This window comes from Bosea sp. AS-1 (genome assembly GCF_002220095.1).
In the GTDB taxonomy this organism is placed as follows: Bacteria; Pseudomonadota; Alphaproteobacteria; order Rhizobiales; family Beijerinckiaceae; genus Allobosea.
Genome location: NZ_CP022372.1, coordinates 2,088,465 through 2,106,009, shown reverse-complemented (window position 1 = coordinate 2,106,009; position 17,545 = coordinate 2,088,465). Strand labels below are relative to the sequence as shown.

General features: G+C 66.9%; 20 protein-coding genes and 2 tRNA genes. 8 read left to right on the top strand and 14 right to left on the bottom strand.

Annotated features, from left to right (window positions below):
• Window positions 1-24 precede the first annotated feature (24 nt).
• The 8 genes from CE453_RS11710 to CE453_RS11675 all read right to left on the bottom strand — a co-directional run bounded on the left by CE453_RS11710 (window position 25) and on the right by CE453_RS11675 (window position 5,098).
• Window positions 25-369, bottom strand: a complete 345-nt coding sequence (locus tag CE453_RS11710) for a lipid-A-disaccharide synthase N-terminal domain-containing protein (protein ID WP_089174745.1) — start codon at window positions 367-369, stop codon at window positions 25-27.
• The gene (locus CE453_RS11705; protein WP_089177851.1) at window positions 369-1,106 is read right to left on the bottom strand and encodes a glycosyltransferase family 2 protein; all 738 of its coding nucleotides are present in this window, start codon (window positions 1,104-1,106) and stop codon (window positions 369-371) included. Before CE453_RS11705 ends, CE453_RS11710 begins: the two co-directional genes overlap by 1 nt.
• Before the next feature lie 194 nt (window positions 1,107-1,300).
• A complete protein-coding gene (locus CE453_RS11700; RefSeq protein ID WP_089174744.1) occupies window positions 1,301-2,998 on the bottom strand; it encodes an ArnT family glycosyltransferase in 1,698 nt (565 codons plus the stop codon).
• A 600-nt stretch (window positions 2,999-3,598) separates the two neighbouring features.
• A complete protein-coding gene (locus tag CE453_RS11695; RefSeq protein WP_089174743.1) occupies window positions 3,599-3,832 on the bottom strand; it encodes a GDCCVxC domain-containing (seleno)protein in 234 nt (77 codons plus the stop codon).
• Between the two features lie 129 nt (window positions 3,833-3,961).
• Window positions 3,962-4,038 (bottom strand) — tRNA-Arg (locus tag CE453_RS11690).
• A gap of 30 nt (window positions 4,039-4,068) precedes the next feature.
• A complete protein-coding gene (locus tag CE453_RS11685) occupies window positions 4,069-4,374 on the bottom strand; it encodes an ETC complex I subunit (protein ID WP_089174742.1) in 306 nt (101 codons plus the stop codon).
• 64 nt (window positions 4,375-4,438) lie between these two features.
• A tRNA-Pro gene (locus tag CE453_RS11680) sits at window positions 4,439-4,515 on the bottom strand.
• Between the two features lie 100 nt (window positions 4,516-4,615).
• Window positions 4,616-5,098, bottom strand: a complete 483-nt coding sequence (locus tag CE453_RS11675) for a DUF192 domain-containing protein (protein WP_089174741.1) — start codon at window positions 5,096-5,098, stop codon at window positions 4,616-4,618.
• 204 nt (window positions 5,099-5,302) lie between these two features.
• Here CE453_RS11675 and CE453_RS11670 point away from each other — a divergent pair, with 204 nt between their 5' ends.
• Entirely contained in the window at window positions 5,303-7,132 is a 1,830-nt protein-coding gene (locus tag CE453_RS11670; protein WP_157733000.1) for a hypothetical protein, read from the top strand.
• A 37-nt stretch (window positions 7,133-7,169) separates the two neighbouring features.
• Window positions 7,170-7,883, top strand: coding sequence for a CatB-related O-acetyltransferase (locus CE453_RS11665; RefSeq protein ID WP_282568781.1), 714 nt, complete (start codon window positions 7,170-7,172; stop codon window positions 7,881-7,883).
• Between the two features lie 23 nt (window positions 7,884-7,906).
• On the opposite strand, the gene CE453_RS11660 is transcribed toward CE453_RS11665, so the two are convergent.
• Genes CE453_RS11660 through aspS form a run of 4 tightly spaced genes read right to left on the bottom strand, consistent with a single transcriptional unit; the run spans window position 7,907 to window position 11,298 of the window.
• A complete protein-coding gene (locus CE453_RS11660) occupies window positions 7,907-8,788 on the bottom strand; it encodes a glycosyltransferase family 2 protein (protein WP_089177850.1) in 882 nt (293 codons plus the stop codon).
• A 42-nt stretch (window positions 8,789-8,830) separates the two neighbouring features.
• The gene (locus tag CE453_RS11655) at window positions 8,831-9,124 is read right to left on the bottom strand and encodes a hypothetical protein (RefSeq protein ID WP_089174738.1); all 294 of its coding nucleotides are present in this window, start codon (window positions 9,122-9,124) and stop codon (window positions 8,831-8,833) included.
• 18 nt (window positions 9,125-9,142) lie between these two features.
• Entirely contained in the window at window positions 9,143-9,514 is a 372-nt protein-coding gene (locus CE453_RS11650) for a hypothetical protein (RefSeq protein ID WP_089174737.1), read from the bottom strand.
• 5 nt (window positions 9,515-9,519) lie between these two features.
• Complete coding sequence (aspS, locus tag CE453_RS11645) at window positions 9,520-11,298, bottom strand: aspartate--tRNA ligase (protein ID WP_089177849.1); 1,779 nt, start codon at window positions 11,296-11,298, stop codon at window positions 9,520-9,522.
• A gap of 144 nt (window positions 11,299-11,442) precedes the next feature.
• On the opposite strand from aspS, the gene rnd reads away from it, so the two are divergent.
• Window positions 11,443-12,582: a ribonuclease D gene (gene rnd / locus CE453_RS11640; protein ID WP_089174736.1), complete on the top strand. Its 1,140-nt coding sequence runs from the start codon at window positions 11,443-11,445 to the stop codon at window positions 12,580-12,582.
• A 133-nt stretch (window positions 12,583-12,715) separates the two neighbouring features.
• On the opposite strand, the gene fliP is transcribed toward rnd, so the two are convergent.
• A complete protein-coding gene (fliP, locus tag CE453_RS11635; protein WP_089174735.1) occupies window positions 12,716-13,483 on the bottom strand; it encodes a flagellar type III secretion system pore protein FliP in 768 nt (255 codons plus the stop codon).
• Between the two features lie 159 nt (window positions 13,484-13,642).
• The gene (locus CE453_RS11630) at window positions 13,643-15,022 is read right to left on the bottom strand and encodes a flagellar biosynthetic protein FliO (RefSeq protein WP_198302321.1); all 1,380 of its coding nucleotides are present in this window, start codon (window positions 15,020-15,022) and stop codon (window positions 13,643-13,645) included.
• A 220-nt stretch (window positions 15,023-15,242) separates the two neighbouring features.
• On the opposite strand from CE453_RS11630, the gene flgB reads away from it, so the two are divergent.
• The 5 genes from flgB to fliR all read left to right on the top strand — a co-directional run bounded on the left by flgB (window position 15,243) and on the right by fliR (window position 17,543).
• Window positions 15,243-15,638, top strand: a complete 396-nt coding sequence (gene flgB / locus CE453_RS11625) for a flagellar basal body rod protein FlgB (protein WP_089174733.1) — start codon at window positions 15,243-15,245, stop codon at window positions 15,636-15,638.
• A 15-nt stretch (window positions 15,639-15,653) separates the two neighbouring features.
• Window positions 15,654-16,064 (top strand): flagellar basal body rod protein FlgC, encoded by a 411-nt coding sequence (flgC, locus tag CE453_RS11620; RefSeq protein ID WP_089174732.1) that lies wholly within the window; start codon window positions 15,654-15,656, stop codon window positions 16,062-16,064.
• 28 nt (window positions 16,065-16,092) lie between these two features.
• Window positions 16,093-16,416 carry a flagellar hook-basal body complex protein FliE gene (fliE, locus tag CE453_RS11615; RefSeq protein WP_089174731.1) on the top strand — a complete coding sequence of 108 codons (324 nt, stop codon included), beginning with the start codon at window positions 16,093-16,095 and terminating at the stop codon, window positions 16,414-16,416.
• A 21-nt stretch (window positions 16,417-16,437) separates the two neighbouring features.
• Complete coding sequence (fliQ, locus tag CE453_RS11610; RefSeq protein WP_089174730.1) at window positions 16,438-16,704, top strand: flagellar biosynthesis protein FliQ; 267 nt, start codon at window positions 16,438-16,440, stop codon at window positions 16,702-16,704.
• An 80-nt stretch (window positions 16,705-16,784) separates the two neighbouring features.
• On the top strand, window positions 16,785-17,543 hold the full coding sequence (gene fliR, locus CE453_RS11605) for a flagellar biosynthetic protein FliR (RefSeq protein WP_089177848.1): 759 nt from the start codon (window positions 16,785-16,787) through the stop codon (window positions 17,541-17,543).
• Window positions 17,544-17,545 lie beyond the last annotated feature (2 nt).

The following is a 17,545-nucleotide window of genomic DNA, read 5'->3' as shown; positions in this document are numbered from 1 at the left end:
ATGATCGATCTCAGTGCCGGTGCTCTAGCCCGGCCCGGAGTCGGTGTTTTCGCCCCGCGCCTTGGCCCGCAGCACGAATTGCAGGTTGCGGACGTAGACGAAGACGCCGAAACCCTGCCCAAGGATGAAAACCGGGTCGCGCCGATAGAGCGCGTAGAGCAACAGCAGCGCCCCGCCGCCGATCGAAAACCACCAGAAGGTCATCGGCACGACCGAGCGCTTGGCCTTCTCGCTCGCCCACCACTGCACGACGAAGCGCATGGTGAAGAGCCCCTGCGCCACGACGCCCAGCAGCACCCACCAGTCGATGTTGTTGACGAAGACGTCGTGGAAATAGCCACCGACCTTGTGCTGGAGATCGATCAGCATCAGGGCGTCTCCGAAACGATCTGCGGCACGCGCTTGCGCCGACGGATCAGCCACCATACCCCGGCGAGATCGAGGATGCCGACCCAGAGCCGGTCGAAGAAGCCGTAATTCGAGACGCCGGTCAGTCGTGGCCTGTCGCGCACGTCGACATGCGCCACCTTGTAGCCTTCGCGCACCATCAGCGCCGGCATGAAGCGGTGCAGCGCATCGAAATAGGGGAGCGCCAGATAGGCCTCGCGCCGGAAGCATTTCAGCCCGCAGCCGGTGTCGCGCGTGCCGTCCTTCAGCACCTTCACGCGCACCGTGTTGGCGATGCGCGACTGCAATTTCTTGAAGCCGGTATCCTTGCGGCCGACGCGCTGTCCCTGCACCAGTCCGGTCTCGAGCCCGGCTTTCTGGAGCGCCTCGACCATGCTCGGCAGGAAGGCGGGGTCGTTCTGGCCGTCGCCGTCGAGCGTCGCGACGATGGCCGCGCGGGCATGACGCACGCCGCTGCGCACCGCCGCGCTCTGCCCGCAGGACCGGGCGTGAGTGACGATGCGCAACCAGGGCTTGGCCGCCGCGAGTTCGGCCAGCGCTGCGGCCGTGCCGTCCGTCGAGCCGTCATTGACATAGACGACTTCAAAGGCGCCGATCGTCGCGCAGGCCTTCTCGATATCGGCGACGAGCGGCGCGATGTTGCCCTGCTCGTTGCGCACCGGCACGACGACGCTGAGCAAGGGCTGGGGGGAAAGGATTTCGGTCAAAACGGCTTCATCCGGAAAACGGCTGGCATTGCTCTAACGCATCGGACGGAAAAGTGGGAACCACTTTTCGGAAGGATCCGCTGCTCTCCAAAAGGCTTAGATCGCCAGATTGCGGCCGACAGAGCACAAAACGGTCTGCGCAAGATATGCCGGTGTCGGAACCACTTTTGCACAAGGAAGCGGCCTCAGCCCGGCGCCTTGGCAAAGACGGCGATCGCGAGCCTGCGTCCGCCATTGAGGTTGAACCCGTTGATCGTCGTCAGCAGGCGCGGCTTCTGCGGCAGCGCGGAAACCGCTGCCTCGAACTCGCCGGAGAACCTGCTCTCGACGAAGGCGACCCGGCAGCCGGGCTGACCCAGAAAGGCCGCCGCCTGCGCACCATCCGCCGCCATGGCGAGATCTGTGCCGGTGAGGAAGACGAGACTCGGCTCGCGATAGCCCAGCGTGATGACGGCCGGGTCTGCGCAGCCCGCGGCCTTTGCCGCCTCGGCGAGGCGCGGCGAAAGCTTGAGCGAGCGTAGACTCTCGATCGCGAAAGGATACATCGCGACCGTCAGGAGCAAGCCCACGAGCACACAGCGCCAGAGCGCGCCCTCGAAATCGAGCCGCCGGAAAGCCGCGACGATGCTGACCCCCACGGCCAGCACCAGCGCGAAGAACGGCAGCGCGAGCCACGGAACGGCGTGGTCCAATGTCCAGTTGCCGAACAGGACGACGGCCATCAGCGCGAGCGGCACCGTGACCACCAGCGTCGCCGTCGCCACCGCGCCGCGTCGGTGGCGGTTGATGCCGCCATTGACCACCGCCAGCAGCAGCAGCGCCGTAATGGCCGGATAAAGCGGCAGCACGTAATGCGGCAGCTTGGTCGGCACGGCTTCGAAGACGATCCAGGAGGGCAGAATCCAGGCGATCAGGAACAGGATCTGCGGCTCCTTGCGGCGGACCCAGGCGAAGGGCACCGCCATCGCGGCGAAGGCAGCCGCCGGCCAGTAGGTCGCGAAGAAGAAGAGAAGATAGAGCCCCGGCGGTCCCCAATGCTTTTCCTGTCCCTCAGCGACCTTGCCGAGCATGTCCTGTCCGACGCTCTCAGCGAAGAAGCTGCCGCCGGTCTTGATCATGATCGCGACGAACCAGGGCAGCGCGACGATCAGGCAGATGAGCAGCCCCGGCCCGAAACGCAGCGGCTTCAGCCAGCGGAACGAGCGCTGGCTCGCGCTCAGCACGAGGATGGCGAGGCCCCAGACCATCGGCACGATCGGCCCCTTGATCAGCAGGCCGAGAGCGGTCGCACCCCAGAACACCAGCCAGTTGCGCCGGCTCGGCACGAAGGCGAGCGAGCGCGTCCAGTCCAGCCAGGTGCGGGCGAGCGCGCCCATGCTGGCGACGGCACAGGCCGCGAGCACGGCATCGGTCTTGGCGATGCGCGCCTCGACGCCGAGCAGCACCGCGGTTGCCATCAGCGCAGCGCCCAGAAGCGCCAACGGCGGCGAGAGGAAGGCGAGCAGCGCCCAATAGGCCAGCAGCACAGTCGCGGTCGCGCCGATCAGCGAGGGGATGCGGTAGAGCCAGATCTGCGTGTGCGGCTCCGAAACACCGAGCGCCGCGCCGGCCTTCACCGCCGCAGCCTGCAGCCAGTAGATGCCGACTGGCTTCTTGTGGCGCGCCTCGTCCTGGAACCGAATATCGACGAAATCGCCGGTCTCCAGCATCTGCTTGCTGGCCTGGGCGAAGCGCGGCTCGTCTCGGTCGATCGGCTGCAACGTGCTGAAACCGGGCAGGAAGGCCGCGAACGAGAGCAGCAGCAGGAAGGCGCAGGCGCGCGCATGGCTGGCCGAGACGAAGGCGCTGAGCCGGTCGATCGCGGGCGTGAGCGAAAACATCATCCATCCTCGCGACGCGGGCCGCGCTTGTGCCGAGAGAGCCGGTCTAGCCGAAGAGCGGCTCCCGATGAAGCGCCTTTCGGGCACCAGCAAGGCAGGCCCACACGGCGCGCCGACAGGTTGCGGGGAACGGCGAGAGCCTCGCACCGGGCTCGCATGAGGATCGCCGGAGGGATCACCCGAATACAGGACGACGGTTGGCCTCGAAATCGCTTCCCTATCGCCTGCTACGCCTATGCCGGCCCGATTTGAAACAGTTTGTACCGCATGGGGCCATCATGTCGTCAAAGGGTGATCGAGGACGTCCCGTCTCTAATTACGACGAGTGCACCGTTCTCCTGTTGAGTGCGTTTTTCTGCCTGACCGGACGAACGTCGGCGGACGACCATCTGCGCAAGGCGATCGAAGGAGCACTCGTCGATCTCGCCAAGGTTCAAAATACCTGCGCTCGCTCGAATGTCGTCCAGTTCTGCCCGCAGCGACCGCAGTTGCGTTGATTGCCCGAGACCAAAGCGCTCCTGGCTGAAGCGAAACTGCGTTCGGGCGACATGGTCAGCGGAGCGCGGTCGAAGCCGTCTGTTTTTGACGGCGCCCCGGCGCAGATCAGTGGCAGCAGCACCCGCCGCCACTGCCCTGCCGCTCAAGCTGGATCGGCGGGCATGGCGCCGAGCCGTAGGAGCAGAAGACGCAGCAATCGCCCGGCTTCGGCCGCAGCAGGGCCTGACACCCCTCGCATGCATAGAAGAACTGGCAGGCGTCGGTCGGCATGTCCTCGACCTTGCGGTGACCGCAATGGGGACAGGTGATCTCGGAGCGAAGCACGGGCTGCACGGTCATGGCGAACCCCAGCGATAGTTCGGGAGAATTGGCGCTCGGTCGACCATCCTGGCAGATGCCGGTTCGGCCGTTGAATGATTCCGTGCTCTCGTCTTCGCCCTGAACGGGCGAGATTATCCGATGAGGCGATGGCGAGCCCGGCAGGATTCGAACCTGCGACCAGCAGCTTAGAAGGCTGCTGCTCTATCCAACTGAGCTACGGGCCCGAAAGCGAAAACGTTCCTCGCCGGTCGACGTCAATGCGTCCACTGACCGACGCGGGAGAACTTGAAATTGTCGGAATAGGAGATCGAGCGGCGCTTGGGATCATGCGGCTGCTCGACGCGATAGGGAATGCCGTTGCGCGTCGCATAGGCGACCGCCTCGGCCTCGCTGTCGAACCAGAGCTTGAGCTGGCTCTTCATGTCGGAGGACGAGGTCCAGCCCATCAGCGGCTCGATCTGGCGCGGGGCCTCCGGCTCGTATTCCAGCAGCCAGCGCTCGGTCTTGGCCGTGCCGGACTGCATGGCCGTGCGGGCGGGGCGATAGATGCGTGCGGTCATGGAAGCGCTCTGCCGTCACCAAATCTCGTGCGACCCAAAACCGGGCCGCGGCTGACGTTTCCAGTGGTCGGGGCACCAGGATTCGAACCTGGGACCCTCTGCTCCCAAAGCAGATGCGCTACCGGGCTGCGCTATACCCCGACGGCACTCGAAACGTTGCGGTTCGCTATCACGCCATGGCCTCGAACCGCAAGCCAAAGCCGCTCTTGCGACTTCGTCTCGGACGATGCCAGTCAACCGCTCAGCGTTTGAACAGCTTGTGCTCCACCTTGTCGCCCGCCTTGATACCGAGCTGCTTGCTGACGCCGCCGTTGATCTCCAGCACCGAAAGCACCGGCTCGCCCGAGGGAATCGTCCGCGTCGAGAGCGGCTCGGTGTTCTCCGCGATGCGCGCGATTGTGCCGTCGGCCCGGATGAACAGCATATCCAGCGGGATATAGGTATTCTGCATCCACATCGCCACCGGCTCGCTTGCGCCGAAGTCAAACAGCATGCCCCGGTCCGGTGGCAGATAGTTGCGGTACATCAGCCCCTTGGCGCGTTGATCCGGCGTACGCATCACCTCGACATGGAAGGCGTGGCGGGTGCCGCCGCTGACGATCGTCAGCGCCTCGAGACCCGCGGCTTCCGCTCCGGCGGACTGGGCCTGCGCCCAGGCCCCTGCGGGGGCGAGCGCAACGAGGAAAAGCGCGATGGCGGCAAAGGTGGTGCGGACGGCGTGCATCGCTTCTCGACTCCCTGGCGATCATCGCCCGGTTCCGCCCTAGAAGGCGGCCATGGCGAATCTTCGGCAGAAAGCGGCCTTCTGCCGCATCAGGTCAAGATTTCCGTCACGATCATCCGCTCCTATGACGCGCCCCGGCGATGGGTGACTTTCTTTCGCCGTCCGGTTGCGGCAGTTTCGCCCGGCATTGAACAGGAGATTTTCATGACCGCTGCGCGCCTTCGCCGGCCAACGCAACTCGGGAGCACGGCTCTCGCGGCTGTATTCATCGCTCTTTCCGCCCCTGCCGGGGCCGCCGATTTCCAGGTCGACAACGTCAAGCTCGACCTCGGGCGCCTCGTCATCACGATCCCGAAGGTCGCCGTCAAAGGCTCGAATCTGGAGAAGGACGCCTTTCTCGCGCTGTTCGCCAAGGGTGCGAACGAACCAGCGGCGGCGCGGATCGGCAAGCTGACCGCGACCGAGATCAGCGCGCCCGAGCTCACCATGGAGCAGGCCTTCGGCGAGCAGAAGCAGACCACCACCTACCGCGACATCCGCTTCACCGATATCCGCGACGGCAAGATCGGGCACGGCGAATCGGCCAGCGCCGGCATCGAGGCGACGGGCGGGGCGACCGGCCCGATCAAGGGAACGCTGAAGCGCACGGCCTTCGACATGCTCGACCTGAAGCAGTCGGCCCGCGTCCTCACCGAAAAGACCACGGCCGACGCGAACGAGCCCTATGTGCCGGTGATCGGCAGCTTCGAGCAGGACGGCTACGACCTCGACATGGGCAAGGCCGGCAAGATGTCGATCGGCAAGACCACGGCGCGCGGTTTCGCGGCGAAGGTCGGTCCCGAGCCGCTGCTCGATCTCCTCGACAAGGTTGGAAAGGCCTCCGAGGAGCTCGAGAAGAAGGCCGATGACAAGACGGCGGACAAGAGCGACGGCAAGAGCGAGCTTGAAAAGGGCTTCGCCCTGTCGATGCTGACCCTGTTCGACATGTTCGACTATGGCAGCGGCGAGGCCCGCGATTTCAAGGCCGTCATTCGCCCACCGGCGACCGAGGGCGCCAAGGCGAAGGATCCGGTCGAGTGGACCATCGACCGCATCGCCTTCGGCGAGAACGCCCCCGACAAATCGGGCTTCGCGATCGAGGGCATGGCGTTCGCCACCGGCCCCGGCAAGGGCCGGGTCGATTCGATCAGCTATTCCGGCTTCTCGTTCACCAATTCCCTGCGTGAATTGCGGGCCATGCTCGCAAGCCCGGATCAGGATCTGGAGCAGATCGACTACCGCCGCTTCATCCCGAAGCTCGGGACCATGCGCCTGACCGGCCTGTCGGTCGACGCGCCGCCGATCATTCCGGGCAAGCAGCCGATCAAGATCGCGCTCGGCACCTTCGAGCTCAAGGGCGGCGAGCCGCTGAACGGCATCCCGACGAGCCTGGGCCTGACCATCGACAAGCTGGTCACTCCGGTGGTCGACACCGGCGACAATCCGGCGCTGAAGGACATGCTCGCCATGGGCATCGACAAGCTCGACCTCTCGGCGAAGCTCGACCTCGCCTGGGAAGCCGCCAAGAACGAGCTTGCCATCCGCACGCTCTCGCTCGGCAGCGCCGGCCTCGTCCAGCTCGATGCCAAGGGCACCCTTGGCAACGTCACGCAGGACCTGTTCTCGAGCGACCTCGCGCTCGCCCAGGTCGCGGCGCTCGGCGCGACCGCCCGCAACCTGCAGGTCAAGCTGCAGAATTTCGGCCTCGTCGAGAAGCTGATCGAGAACCAGGCGCGCAAGACCAAGCGCAAGGTCGAGGAGGTGCGCCAGCAGTTCACTATGGTCGCCAGCGTTGGCCTGGCCGCCATACTCGGCCCCTCGGAAGCGGCGAAGACGCTGGCCTCCGCCGCCTCGCGCTTCGTCGCCAAACCCGGCACGCTAACCATCGACGCGTCGGCGAAATCGCCGACGGGCCTCGGACTTGCCGATGTGCTGACCATCAGCCAGCCGACCGAGATCTTCGACAAGATCGACGTCAAGGCAGAGGCTCAGTGAGCCGAGGCATGCCCAGTCGCAGCGGGAACCGGCGCGCGTGAGCCACACGTCGCCGGGCAAAGCTATGGACGCCGTCGCGGCCGAGGATCGCGACTGGCGCCCATCCGCGTTGCAGGCCTGGTGGGCCGGCTTGCCGCAGACCGCACGCGGCCTGCTGCGCAAGCGCTTCAACCGCGACAACCAGACCCGGCTGCATCTGGCGCATCTCGTCGCCCGGCGGCCGGGCCAGATCGTGGTCGGCCCCTATACCTATGGGCGGCCGAAGGTGCGCTTTCCCGAGAGCGGAGCGAGGCTCGTCATCGGCCGCTATGGTTCGATCGCCGACGGAGTCGAGATCCTGCTCGGCGGCAACCATCGGCTCGACTGGACGACGAGCTATCCGTTCCCGGCCATGCCCCGGATCTGGCCCGATGCCGCCGGCCTTACAGGCCATGACACGACACGCGGCGATGTGGTCATCGGGCATGATGTCTGGCTCGGCTCGCAATGCATGGTCCTGTCCGGCGTCACGATCGGCCATGGCGCCGCGGTCGCCGCGCGCGCCGTGGTGACGCGCGACGTGCCGCCCTATGCCATCGTCGCCGGCAATCCGGCCCGGGTGGTGCGCCTGCGTTTCGACGAGGCGACGATCGCCGCGCTCCTCGCGACACGCTGGTGGAACCTGCCGAAGCCACAGATCGATGCGCTGCTGCCGCTCCTGCTCAGCGACCGGATCCACGACTTCATCGGCGCCGTCGCGAAAACACGGTAGCCGGTCTCGCCACTACCCGCCGATCACGGCAGTTCCGCGAGCCCCTCATGCACCAGCGCCGTCTCGCCGCGTGCCCAGGCGCGCGCGCCAGCAGCGGAACCCGCGTGGGCGAACATCTTCTCGCGCTTGAGGAGGAGCCCGTACCCCAATGCCTTGCCGAGGTTTTCCAGCGTCCGCACCGGCTTCGGCTGCGGCAAGCCGTATTTGCGGGCGATGTAGCGCTCCGACCATGCGAGGTGCCAGCGAGCCTTGAAGCGCCGCTGCGGCGACGGAGCGCTGGACTTCCCGCGTCCATGCCGCGCCTCCGCGCCATGGACATGGACAAGCGCATGGCCGGCATCGCGCATGCGACGGCAGAGATCGTCATCCTCGTAGAACAGGAAGATCGCCGGATCGAAGCCACCGAGCGCCAGAAACAGCTCCCGCCGGACCAGCAGGCAGGCACCGGACAGGAAAGGCAGGCAGGCGTCGCCCCCTGGCACCGCCATCGCGCCGCTGCGGTTGAGATGACCAGGCGAGAGCAGCGAGCGCGGCTGTAGGAAGACACGTCCCGATGGCTCGACGATGCGTGGCGCCAGCATCCCGGCATCGGGATAGCGCTCCGCCGCTTCCAGCAAGGCCGCAGCAGCGCCCGGCTTCAGCTCCAGATCGGGATTGACGATCAGCACATAAGGCGTGTCCGCTGCCGCGACGCCAAGGTTGTTGGCGCGGCCGTAACCCTCGTTGCGGGCATTGGCGATAACCCGCGCTCCCCGTTTCGCCGCGATGGCCCGGCTGTCGTCGCCGCTGGCATTGTCGACGACGATGGCCGGTACGCTCTCCCCTGCCAGCGCATCGAGGCAGGCGGGCAGGACTTCAGCGCTGTCGTAGCTGACGACGATGGCGGTGATCGCGGCGGCGGGCATCGCGGCCTTCTGGCCATGCAGACCGGCCGGAATCAAGCAAATTCAGCGCGACAAGGCCGCGAGCTCGCCCTGCACCCGCTCGCGCTCGAGGCTCCCGCAGGCATGCGGCGCCTTGTACGACTTCACGGCGTAGCTGGCGTTGACCGCGAGGAAGCTTGCTCGTTCCTGCTTTCCGAGGCGCGCGATGATGCGGCCGCGGTCGACGCGCAGACCGCAATCATATCCGCGCGAGAGAGTCGCGGCAGCGTATTCGACGGTGCCCGGAACGGGGCCGGCCGTCGTGCAGGCGGCGAGGCCGAGCAGAAGCAGGCAGCCGAGAAGCGGTTTCGGAAGCATGGGCCCGGCGCCGCCGTATCAGAGCTGCTCGAACTGCCCGGCCCTGATCCGGGCCATGCGCTCCTTCAGCGCCGCACGCTCCTCGGCCGTGCAGGCTTGCGGTTGCGCGGCCTGATTGATCATTTCGGCCTCGGAAACCGAGACATAGGCCGAGCGCGCCGCGGCGATCTGCTCCGCGCTCGCGCCACGCGCCGTCTCGGTCGCGAGAAAGCGCTCCAGCGTCCCGCGCTGCGGCGAGCCGGCCTTGCAGGCGCTCGCCCGCGAGATCGTCGTCGCGAGCGCCGAAGCGCGGCCCGAGCTGGTGTCAGCCTGGCCGGCAACGCAGGCGCCAAGCGACAGCGCGAAGAGACAGGCGAGCGGCAAGGCTCGCCCGGCAGGCAGCAGAGGCATGGTCGTCAGCCGTTCTTTTCGGGCATGTTGACGCGCAGATGCGCCTCGCGCAGCTGCTTCGGCGTCGCCTCGGCCGGTGCCCCCATCAGCAGGTCGACGGCCTGCTGGTTCATCGGGAACAGCGCGACCTCGCGCAGGTTCGTCGCCCCCGCCAGCAGCATGATGATGCGGTCGACGCCGGCCGCCATGCCGCCATGCGGCGGCGCGCCGTACTGGAACGCGCGATACATGCCGCCGAAGCGCTCGATCACCGTCTCCTCGCCATAGCCGGCGATCTCGAAGGCCTTCACCATCGCCTCGGGGCGGTGGTTGCGGATGCCGCCGGAGGCCAGCTCGAAGCCGTTGCAGGCGATGTCGTACTGGAACGCTTTGAGCGAGAGCGGATCCTCCTCGGTCAGCGCCTTCAAGCCACCCTGCGGCATCGAGAAGGGGTTATGCGAGAAATCGATCTTCTTCTCGTCCTCGTTGTACTCGAACATCGGGAAGTCGACGATCCAGGCGAAGGCGAAGGCGTTCTCGTCGATCAGCCCGAGCTCCTGGCCCACTTTGTTGCGGGCCGAGCCGGCGAACTTCACGAACTTGTCGGGGTCGCCCGCGACGAAGAAGCAGGCATCGCCGCCCTTCAGCCCCATCTGCCTGACGATCGCAGCGACGCGCTCCGGCCCGATGTTGTTGGCGATCGGCCCCTGCCCTTCGCCGTCCTCCTTGACGATCAGATAGCCGAGGCCGGGCTGGCCTTCCCCTTGCGCCCAGGAGTTCATCCGGTCGCAGAAAGCCCGGCTGCCGCCGTTCGGCGCCGGAATGGCCCAGACGCGGTTCTTGTCGCCTTCGAGGATCCGCGCGAAGACCTTGAAGCCCGAGCCTCGGAAATGCTCGGAAACGTCCTGCATCTCGATCGGGTTGCGCAGGTCCGGCTTGTCGGAACCGTATTTCGCCATCGCTTCGGCATAGGGAATGCGCGGCCAGTTGCGCGCGACTTTCTTGCCTTCGGCGAACTCCTCGAAGACGCCGGTGATCACCGGCTCCATCGTCGCGAACACGTCCTCCTGCTCGACGAAGCTCATCTCGACGTCGAGCTGGTAGAACTCACCCGGCAGGCGGTCGGCGCGCGGATCCTCGTCGCGGAAGCAGGGCGCGATCTGGAAGTAGCGGTCGAAGCCCGCCATCATCAGGAGCTGCTTGTACTGCTGCGGCGCCTGCGGCAGCGCGTAGAACTTGCCGGCATGGAGGCGGCTCGGCACCAGAAAGTCGCGCGCGCCTTCCGGCGAGGAGGCGGTCAGGATCGGCGTCTGGAATTCGGAGAAGCCGGCCGCCTTCATCCGTTGGCGCATCGAGTCGATGACCTTGGTGCGCAGCATGATGTTGTTGTGCAGCTTCTCGCGACGCAGGTCGAGGAAGCGGTACTTCAGGCGGGTGTCCTCGGGGTATTCGAGATCGCCGAATACCGGCAGCGGCAATTCGGCCGAGGGACCCAGAACCTCGATGCCGGTCGCGAAGACCTCGACAGCACCGGTCGGCAGGTTGGCGTTCTCGGTGCCGGCGAGACGCGCCTTGACCCTGCCGTCGATGCGCACGACCCATTCCGAGCGCAACGTTTCGGCATCGGCGAAGGCCGGCGAATCCGGGTCCACCACGACCTGCGTCATGCCGTAATGGTCGCGCAGGTCGATGAAGAGCACGCCGCCATGGTCGCGGATGCGGTGGCACCAGCCGGAGAGGCGGACATTCTGGCCGATGTCGCTGTCACGGAGCGCGCCGCAGGTGTGGGAACGGTAGCGATGCAGAGTCACGGGGTCGGTCTTTCGGAAATGCGTCGGGAGCCGGCCGGAGGGGCCAGCGCACAGCTCGGGGCTAACCACACGCGCGCGCCCGAAATGTCAAGAACGGCCGCGACATCGGCCCCCTGTGTCTGCTAAGAGCCGAAGATCATGCACCTGATCTCCGACACCGCCGAGCTCGCCGCCGCCTGCGAACGTCTTGCGACCCACCCCTTTGTCACGGTCGACACCGAGTTCCTGCGCGAGACGACCTATTATCCCAAGCTCTGCCTGATCCAGCTCGCCTCGCCCGACGAGGCCGTGCTCGTCGATCCGCTGGCGCAGGGCATCGATCTCGCTCCCTTCTTCGCACTGATGACCAACGAGGCGGTGGTCAAGGTCTTCCATGCCGCCCGCCAGGATCTGGAGATCGTCTGGCTGCTCGGCCGCGTGCTGCCGACACCGCTCTTCGACACCCAGGTCGCCGCCATGGTCTGTGGCTACGGCGACTCGGTCGGCTACGAGCAGCTCGCCAACGATCTCGCCAAGGCGCGCATCGACAAGTCCTCGCGCTTCACCGACTGGTCACGCCGGCCGCTGACCGACGCCCAGCTCTCCTATGCCGAATCGGACGTCACCCATCTGCGCCAGATCTACCTGGCGCTGAAGGAGGACCTCGACGCCTCCGGCCGCGAGGGCTGGGTCGCCGAGGAAATGGCCGTGCTGAGCTCGCCTGCCACTTATGAGGTCAAGCCGGAGAACGCCTGGCTGCGCCTCAAGGGCCGCGTCCGCAAGCCGCGCGAATTGCCGATACTGATGGAAGTCGCGGCTTGGCGTGAGCGCGAGGCGCAGACCCGCGACGTGCCGCGCCAGCGCGTGCTCAAGGACGACGCGCTGATGGATATCGTCCAGCGCGGTCCGCGCTCGGTCGAGGCGCTGGCCGAGCTGCGCTCCGTCCCCAACGGCTTCGAGCGCTCCCGCAATGGTGGCGAGGTGCTGGCCGCGATCGAGCGCGCTGCCGCCATCGATCCCAAGACCCTGCCCCGGCTGGAACGCGAACGCGGCCGGCCGACCAATGGCGCGGTGCTCGACCTGCTCAAGGTGCTGCTCAAATCCGTAGCCGATGCCGAGCGCGTCGCGCCGAAGATCATCGCCACCAGCGACGATCTGGAGGCCATCGCTTCTGACGAGCTGTCGGATGTCGCGGCCCTGAAGGGCTGGCGCCGCGAAGTCTTCGGCGAGAAGGCGCTCGCCCTGAAGAACGGCCAGCTCAGCCTGCGCATCGAGCGCGGGCGCGTTGTGGTAAACTGACCTTCGGCGCCCCATCTGCCTGGGAGAGCACTAGCTCAAGAACAGGCCTAGCGCCCGGGCGGAAGCAAGCCTGATTCAGAAGCTGAGGAATCCAGTCCATGTCATTGACTGGATTCAGGTCCTGGCGACCGGCCTACCCCCCGCCATAGCTCTTCACCAATGAGCCGGCGACCAGCCCCCAGCCATCGACCAGCACGAAGAAGATCAGCTTGAACGGCAACGCCACCGTCACTGGCGGCAGCATCATCATGCCCACCGACATCAGGATCGAGGCCACCACGAGGTCGATGATCAGGAAGGGCACGAACAGCAGGAAGCCGATCTCGAACGCCCGGCGCAACTCCGAGATCATGAAGGCGGGCACCAGCACCTCGATGCCGATATCCTGCGGCTGCTGCGGACGCGGCCCCTGAGACATGTCGAGGAAAAGCTGCAGGTCCTTCTCACGCACGTTCTTCAGCATGAAGGCCTTGAAGGGCACCACGCCGCGGTTATAGGCCTCCTGCGGCTGGATCTGCCCTGCCACCAGCGGCTGCACGGCGCTGGTGTAGGCCTCGCGCAAGGTCGGCGCCATGACGAAACCGGTCAGGAACAGCGAGAGCCCGATGATCACCGCGTTCGGCGGTGCCGTTTGCGTGCCGAGTGCCGAGCGCAGCAGCGACAGCACCACGACGATACGGGTGAACGAGGTCACCATCACCAGGATCGACGGTGCCAGCGACAGCACCGTGATGACGGCGATGAGCTGAAGCGCCCGCTCCGCCACCCCTCCGCCCTGCCCGAGGTCGAGCGACAGCGTCTGCGGCAGTACAGGTGTCGCGACGAGAAGGCCGAGCAGCAGCACCGCTCCCGCCAGGGACCGGCCAAGCCGTCGTCTTGCTGTGGCGAGATGAAGTGTCACATGACTGCCGCTGCCGCCCGACTCAACCGATCGGGCGAGACGAAGCTAGCGGGCGAGGATCGGCAAGCAACTGCGGCGGATCGGCCCGCCGCGGGATCGACGACATTCCTGTTGATGGCAGCCGGCCGGAACCGGCTGCACAACGTCGCGCCTTCGCCCTCAGGATTTCGACTTGGGATCGCGGCCGAGAAGGCGGGCGAATTCAGCCTCGATCGCATCGACGGAGAATGGGTCGATCTCCTTGGCAGGCTCGGCCTGCTTCTCCGGCTCGGGAGCCGCGGGCTTCGGCTGCTCTGCCTTCTCGGCCTCGGCGGACTTCCCACCGGCTGGTGGCTCGCTTGCGGGCTTGGCCTCGGCCTGCTTGGACTCGGTTGTCTTCGGCTCGGCAGCCTTCGGAGCAACCCGGGCGGGCTTCAACCCGAGAGCGGCCTCGAGCTCGGCCTCCATGTCCACCGCGATGGTGGCCGGCCGCTGCGGGGCCGTGGGAGTGACAGGTGCCTCGGAAGACTTGGGCGGCTCCGCCGGCTTGGCGGGTTCGGCAGCCACGACCGGTTCCGCAGGCTTGGCTGATTCAGCAGGCTTGGCCGACTCAGCAGACTTGGCCGGCTCGACGGGCTTGGACTGTTCCGCGGGCTTGGGCGACTCGAAGAAGGGCTTGGGTGGCTCGGCCGGCTTCGGCGGCTGGACGACGGGCTCCTCGCGCCCTGCGGGCCGGGGCGCGCCGGGCTTGGCCGGAGCTGCCACCGACTCGGCCTGCACTTCGGCCGCAACATTCGCGGGCCGCACCGCCGAGAACGGACGCTTCAACGCGGCCTCGAGCTGCTTCGTCATATCGTCGAGTTCGTCCGCGCTGACGGCCGGAGCCGGCGCATGCTCGCGTGGGAAGCTCGGCGCCGGCCCGGTGGTGATCGGGGCAGCCGGAGCAGGCGCCGCGGGGGGCGGCACGGGTGGAGCGGCAGGAGCCGGTGCGGAATGCGTCGCAGCAGCTTCGATCGCCTCGAGGCCGAGTGCAGCCGCCACGCCGGCGCTCGCCGCGGCAGCGGCCTCTGCGTGGGTCTGCTGTTGTGCGTGGCGGGTCGGCAGATGCGGGAGGATCTCGGGTGACTGGGCCTGCCCGCCGCGGCGAGCTTCCTCGCCGGCCCGCAGGGCCGGCTCGCTCGGCGGCACCAGCGTCTCGAAGGGCGGCAGCGGCCTGTCGCCCGCCGCGGCCTCGCTGTAGGCGGGTGCGGCGGCGCGAGCACCGCTGCGCAGGATATTGGTCTCGACGACCACATCCGAGGCGCCGCCGACCATGATGAGATGCTCGACATTGTCGCGGCGGATCAGCACGAGCTGGCGTTGCCGGTCGAGGTCATAGGTATCCACGATCCCGAGGCGCGGCTGCCGCTGCCGGCCACCGGCCTGCCCGCGCACGCGCAGGCGCCCGCCCTGGATCTGCCGCACGAACAGGCCGAGCAGAGCGAGAAGCACCAGGATGACCACGGAGGCGACGATCACCTTCTGCGCGGTCGTGAGTTCCAATCCGAACAAGCTCTGCAAGGTCTGCCTCTTCTGCGACGGCCGCCCCCGGGCGGCAGAAGTTCCGCTCAAGGTTCAACACCTTGGCTATAGCATAACGCTTTCCTTAACGGGAAACATGGTGAACGTGTGGTTAATCCGTTACCCGAAATGCCACCCTTTTAACGCCGCGTTAACCATGCGGCCGGCAAGAATTGCCCAGTGAACCGGGCGCACCACGCGCCCTTGCGGGGCTGAATCCATGGCGAATGACGGCTCGATCGGCGGCGGCCTGATGCAGGCGCTGAAGCTGCGCATGCACTATCAGCAGTCGCGCCAGAAGGTCCTTGCCGAAAACGTCGCCAATGCCGACAGCCCCGGCTTCCGCCCGGTCGATCTGAAGCCGCCGAGCCTCGACCGGGAGCGCGGCGTCGCCCTCGCCCGCACCAGCGCCGGTCATATGAGCCTGACCGCGGGCAATGGCGGCTTCGACAACACCGGCGCGCCGCGCTTCGAAACCACGCCGAACGGCAACGCCGTCAGCCTCGAGGACGAGATGCTGAAGGTGGCGCAGAACCAGTCCGACTATCAGCTCGCGGCGTCGCTCTACAGCAAGGGCCTGGCACTGATGCGGATCGCGATCGGCAAGAGCGGCTGACATAGGAGCGCGATCGTGGACCTGATCAAGAGCATCGCCGTCGCGGCCTCGGGCCTGCGCAGCCAGTCCGGCCGCATGCGCGTCATCGCCGAGAACATCGCCAACGCGGATTCCGGGCCGGAGCGGGCCGGGGCCGATCCCTATCGCCGCAAGGTCGTCAGCTTTCAGCGCCATCTCGACCGCGATCTCGACGCCCAGATGGTCGCGCTCGGCAAGGTCCAGCGCGATCCCAGCGCCTTCAAGACCAAGCACGAGCCCGGCAATCCGGCCGCCGACGCCAATGGCGACGTCAAGATGCCGAACGTCGATTCGCTGGTCGAGATGGTCGACATGCGCGAGGCCCAGCGCAGCTACGAGGCCAACCTCAACCTGATCTCCTCCACCCGGCGGATGATCCAGCGCACCATCGACATCCTGCGCGCCTGACACCGCGCCTCCAGAAGGAGACTGACCCATGGCCACACCGGGTTTCGCCGCAGGAGCCTATGCCTCGATCAAGGGGCTCGGCGCCGGCAATCTGATGAAGAAGCCGCTCGCTGCGGGCGGCGCAGAGGCCGGCGGGCCTGACTTCTCCGCCCTCCTCGGCAAGGCGCTCGACGCCACTGCCGAGGCCGGCCGCAAGGCCGACATCCAGACGGCGAGCGTCGCGAGCGGTCGCGCCGACGTCGTCGATGTCGTCACGGCCGTCGCCGAGAGCGAGACCGCGATCCAGACGCTCGTCGCCGTGCGCGACAAGGTCATCGCGGCCTACGAGGAAATCATGCGGATGCCGGTCTGACGGCAGGGGCGGATCGAAACCATGACTTCCGGAGCCATTCTCGACGTCGCCCGTGATGGTATCGTCACCTTCCTCAAGGTCGGTGGGCCGCTGATGGCGATCGCGCTCGCCGTCGGCCTTATCGTCTCTCTGGTGCAGGCCCTGACCCAGATCCAGGAACAGACGCTCGTCTTCGTCCCGAAGATTCTCGCCGTGTTCGCCGCGCTGATGCTGCTTCTGCCGTTCATGGGAGACGCGCTGGCAGGTTATATGGGGCGGGTCGCCGTCCGAATCGCCACGGGCGGATGAGCCTGCCGCGGCTGCATCCCGCCTTCGCCGGTGGAGCCGTCCCGCGGCGCCCGATCTGGCGCAGAGGTGCCCGCGGCACGATGCAGATCGCGATCCTGCCCCAGATCGGCGCATTGTTCGTGCTCGTTTTCGCGCGGGTCGGCACGCTGGTCATGCTGATGCCCGGCATTGGCGAGCGCTTTATCTTCTCCCGCGCCCGGCTCTCACTGGCCTTCTTCATCGCGCTGGTGATCCTGCCGATGGCGCGCCCCTCGCTGCAGATCCCCGACACCCTCCCAGCCCTGTGCACGCTGCTGATCGGCGAGTTGCTGATCGGGCTCATCATCGGCGTCTGCGCCCGGCTTGTGATGGCAGCGCTCCAGACGGCCGGCACCATCGTCGCCCAGTCGATGGGGCTCGGCTTCGCCATGACCGTGGACCCGACCGCCGGCAACCAGAACCCCTCGATCGGCAACTTCCTGACCATGCTCGGCATCACGCTGGTGCTGGCCAGCGACCTGCATCACATCGCCATCGCCGCGATCCACGAAAGCTACCGCCTGCTGCCGCCCGGCGGCACTCCGGACCTGACCGACGTGATGACGCTCGCCATCCGTTCCACCGCGCAGGGCTTCGCGCTGGCGGTGCAGATCTCCGCGCCCTTCATCGTCTTCGGCCTGCTGTTCAATCTGGGCCTGGGTGTGCTGGCCCGGATGATGCCGCAGCTCCAGGTCTTCTTCCTCGCCGTGCCCGCCTCGATCTTCGGCGGCATGCTGGTGCTGCTCGTCGTCATCGGCGTGATGATGAGCGTCTTCATGAACGGGCTCGGCGTCTTCCTGCGCCAGTTCACCGGAGGCTGACG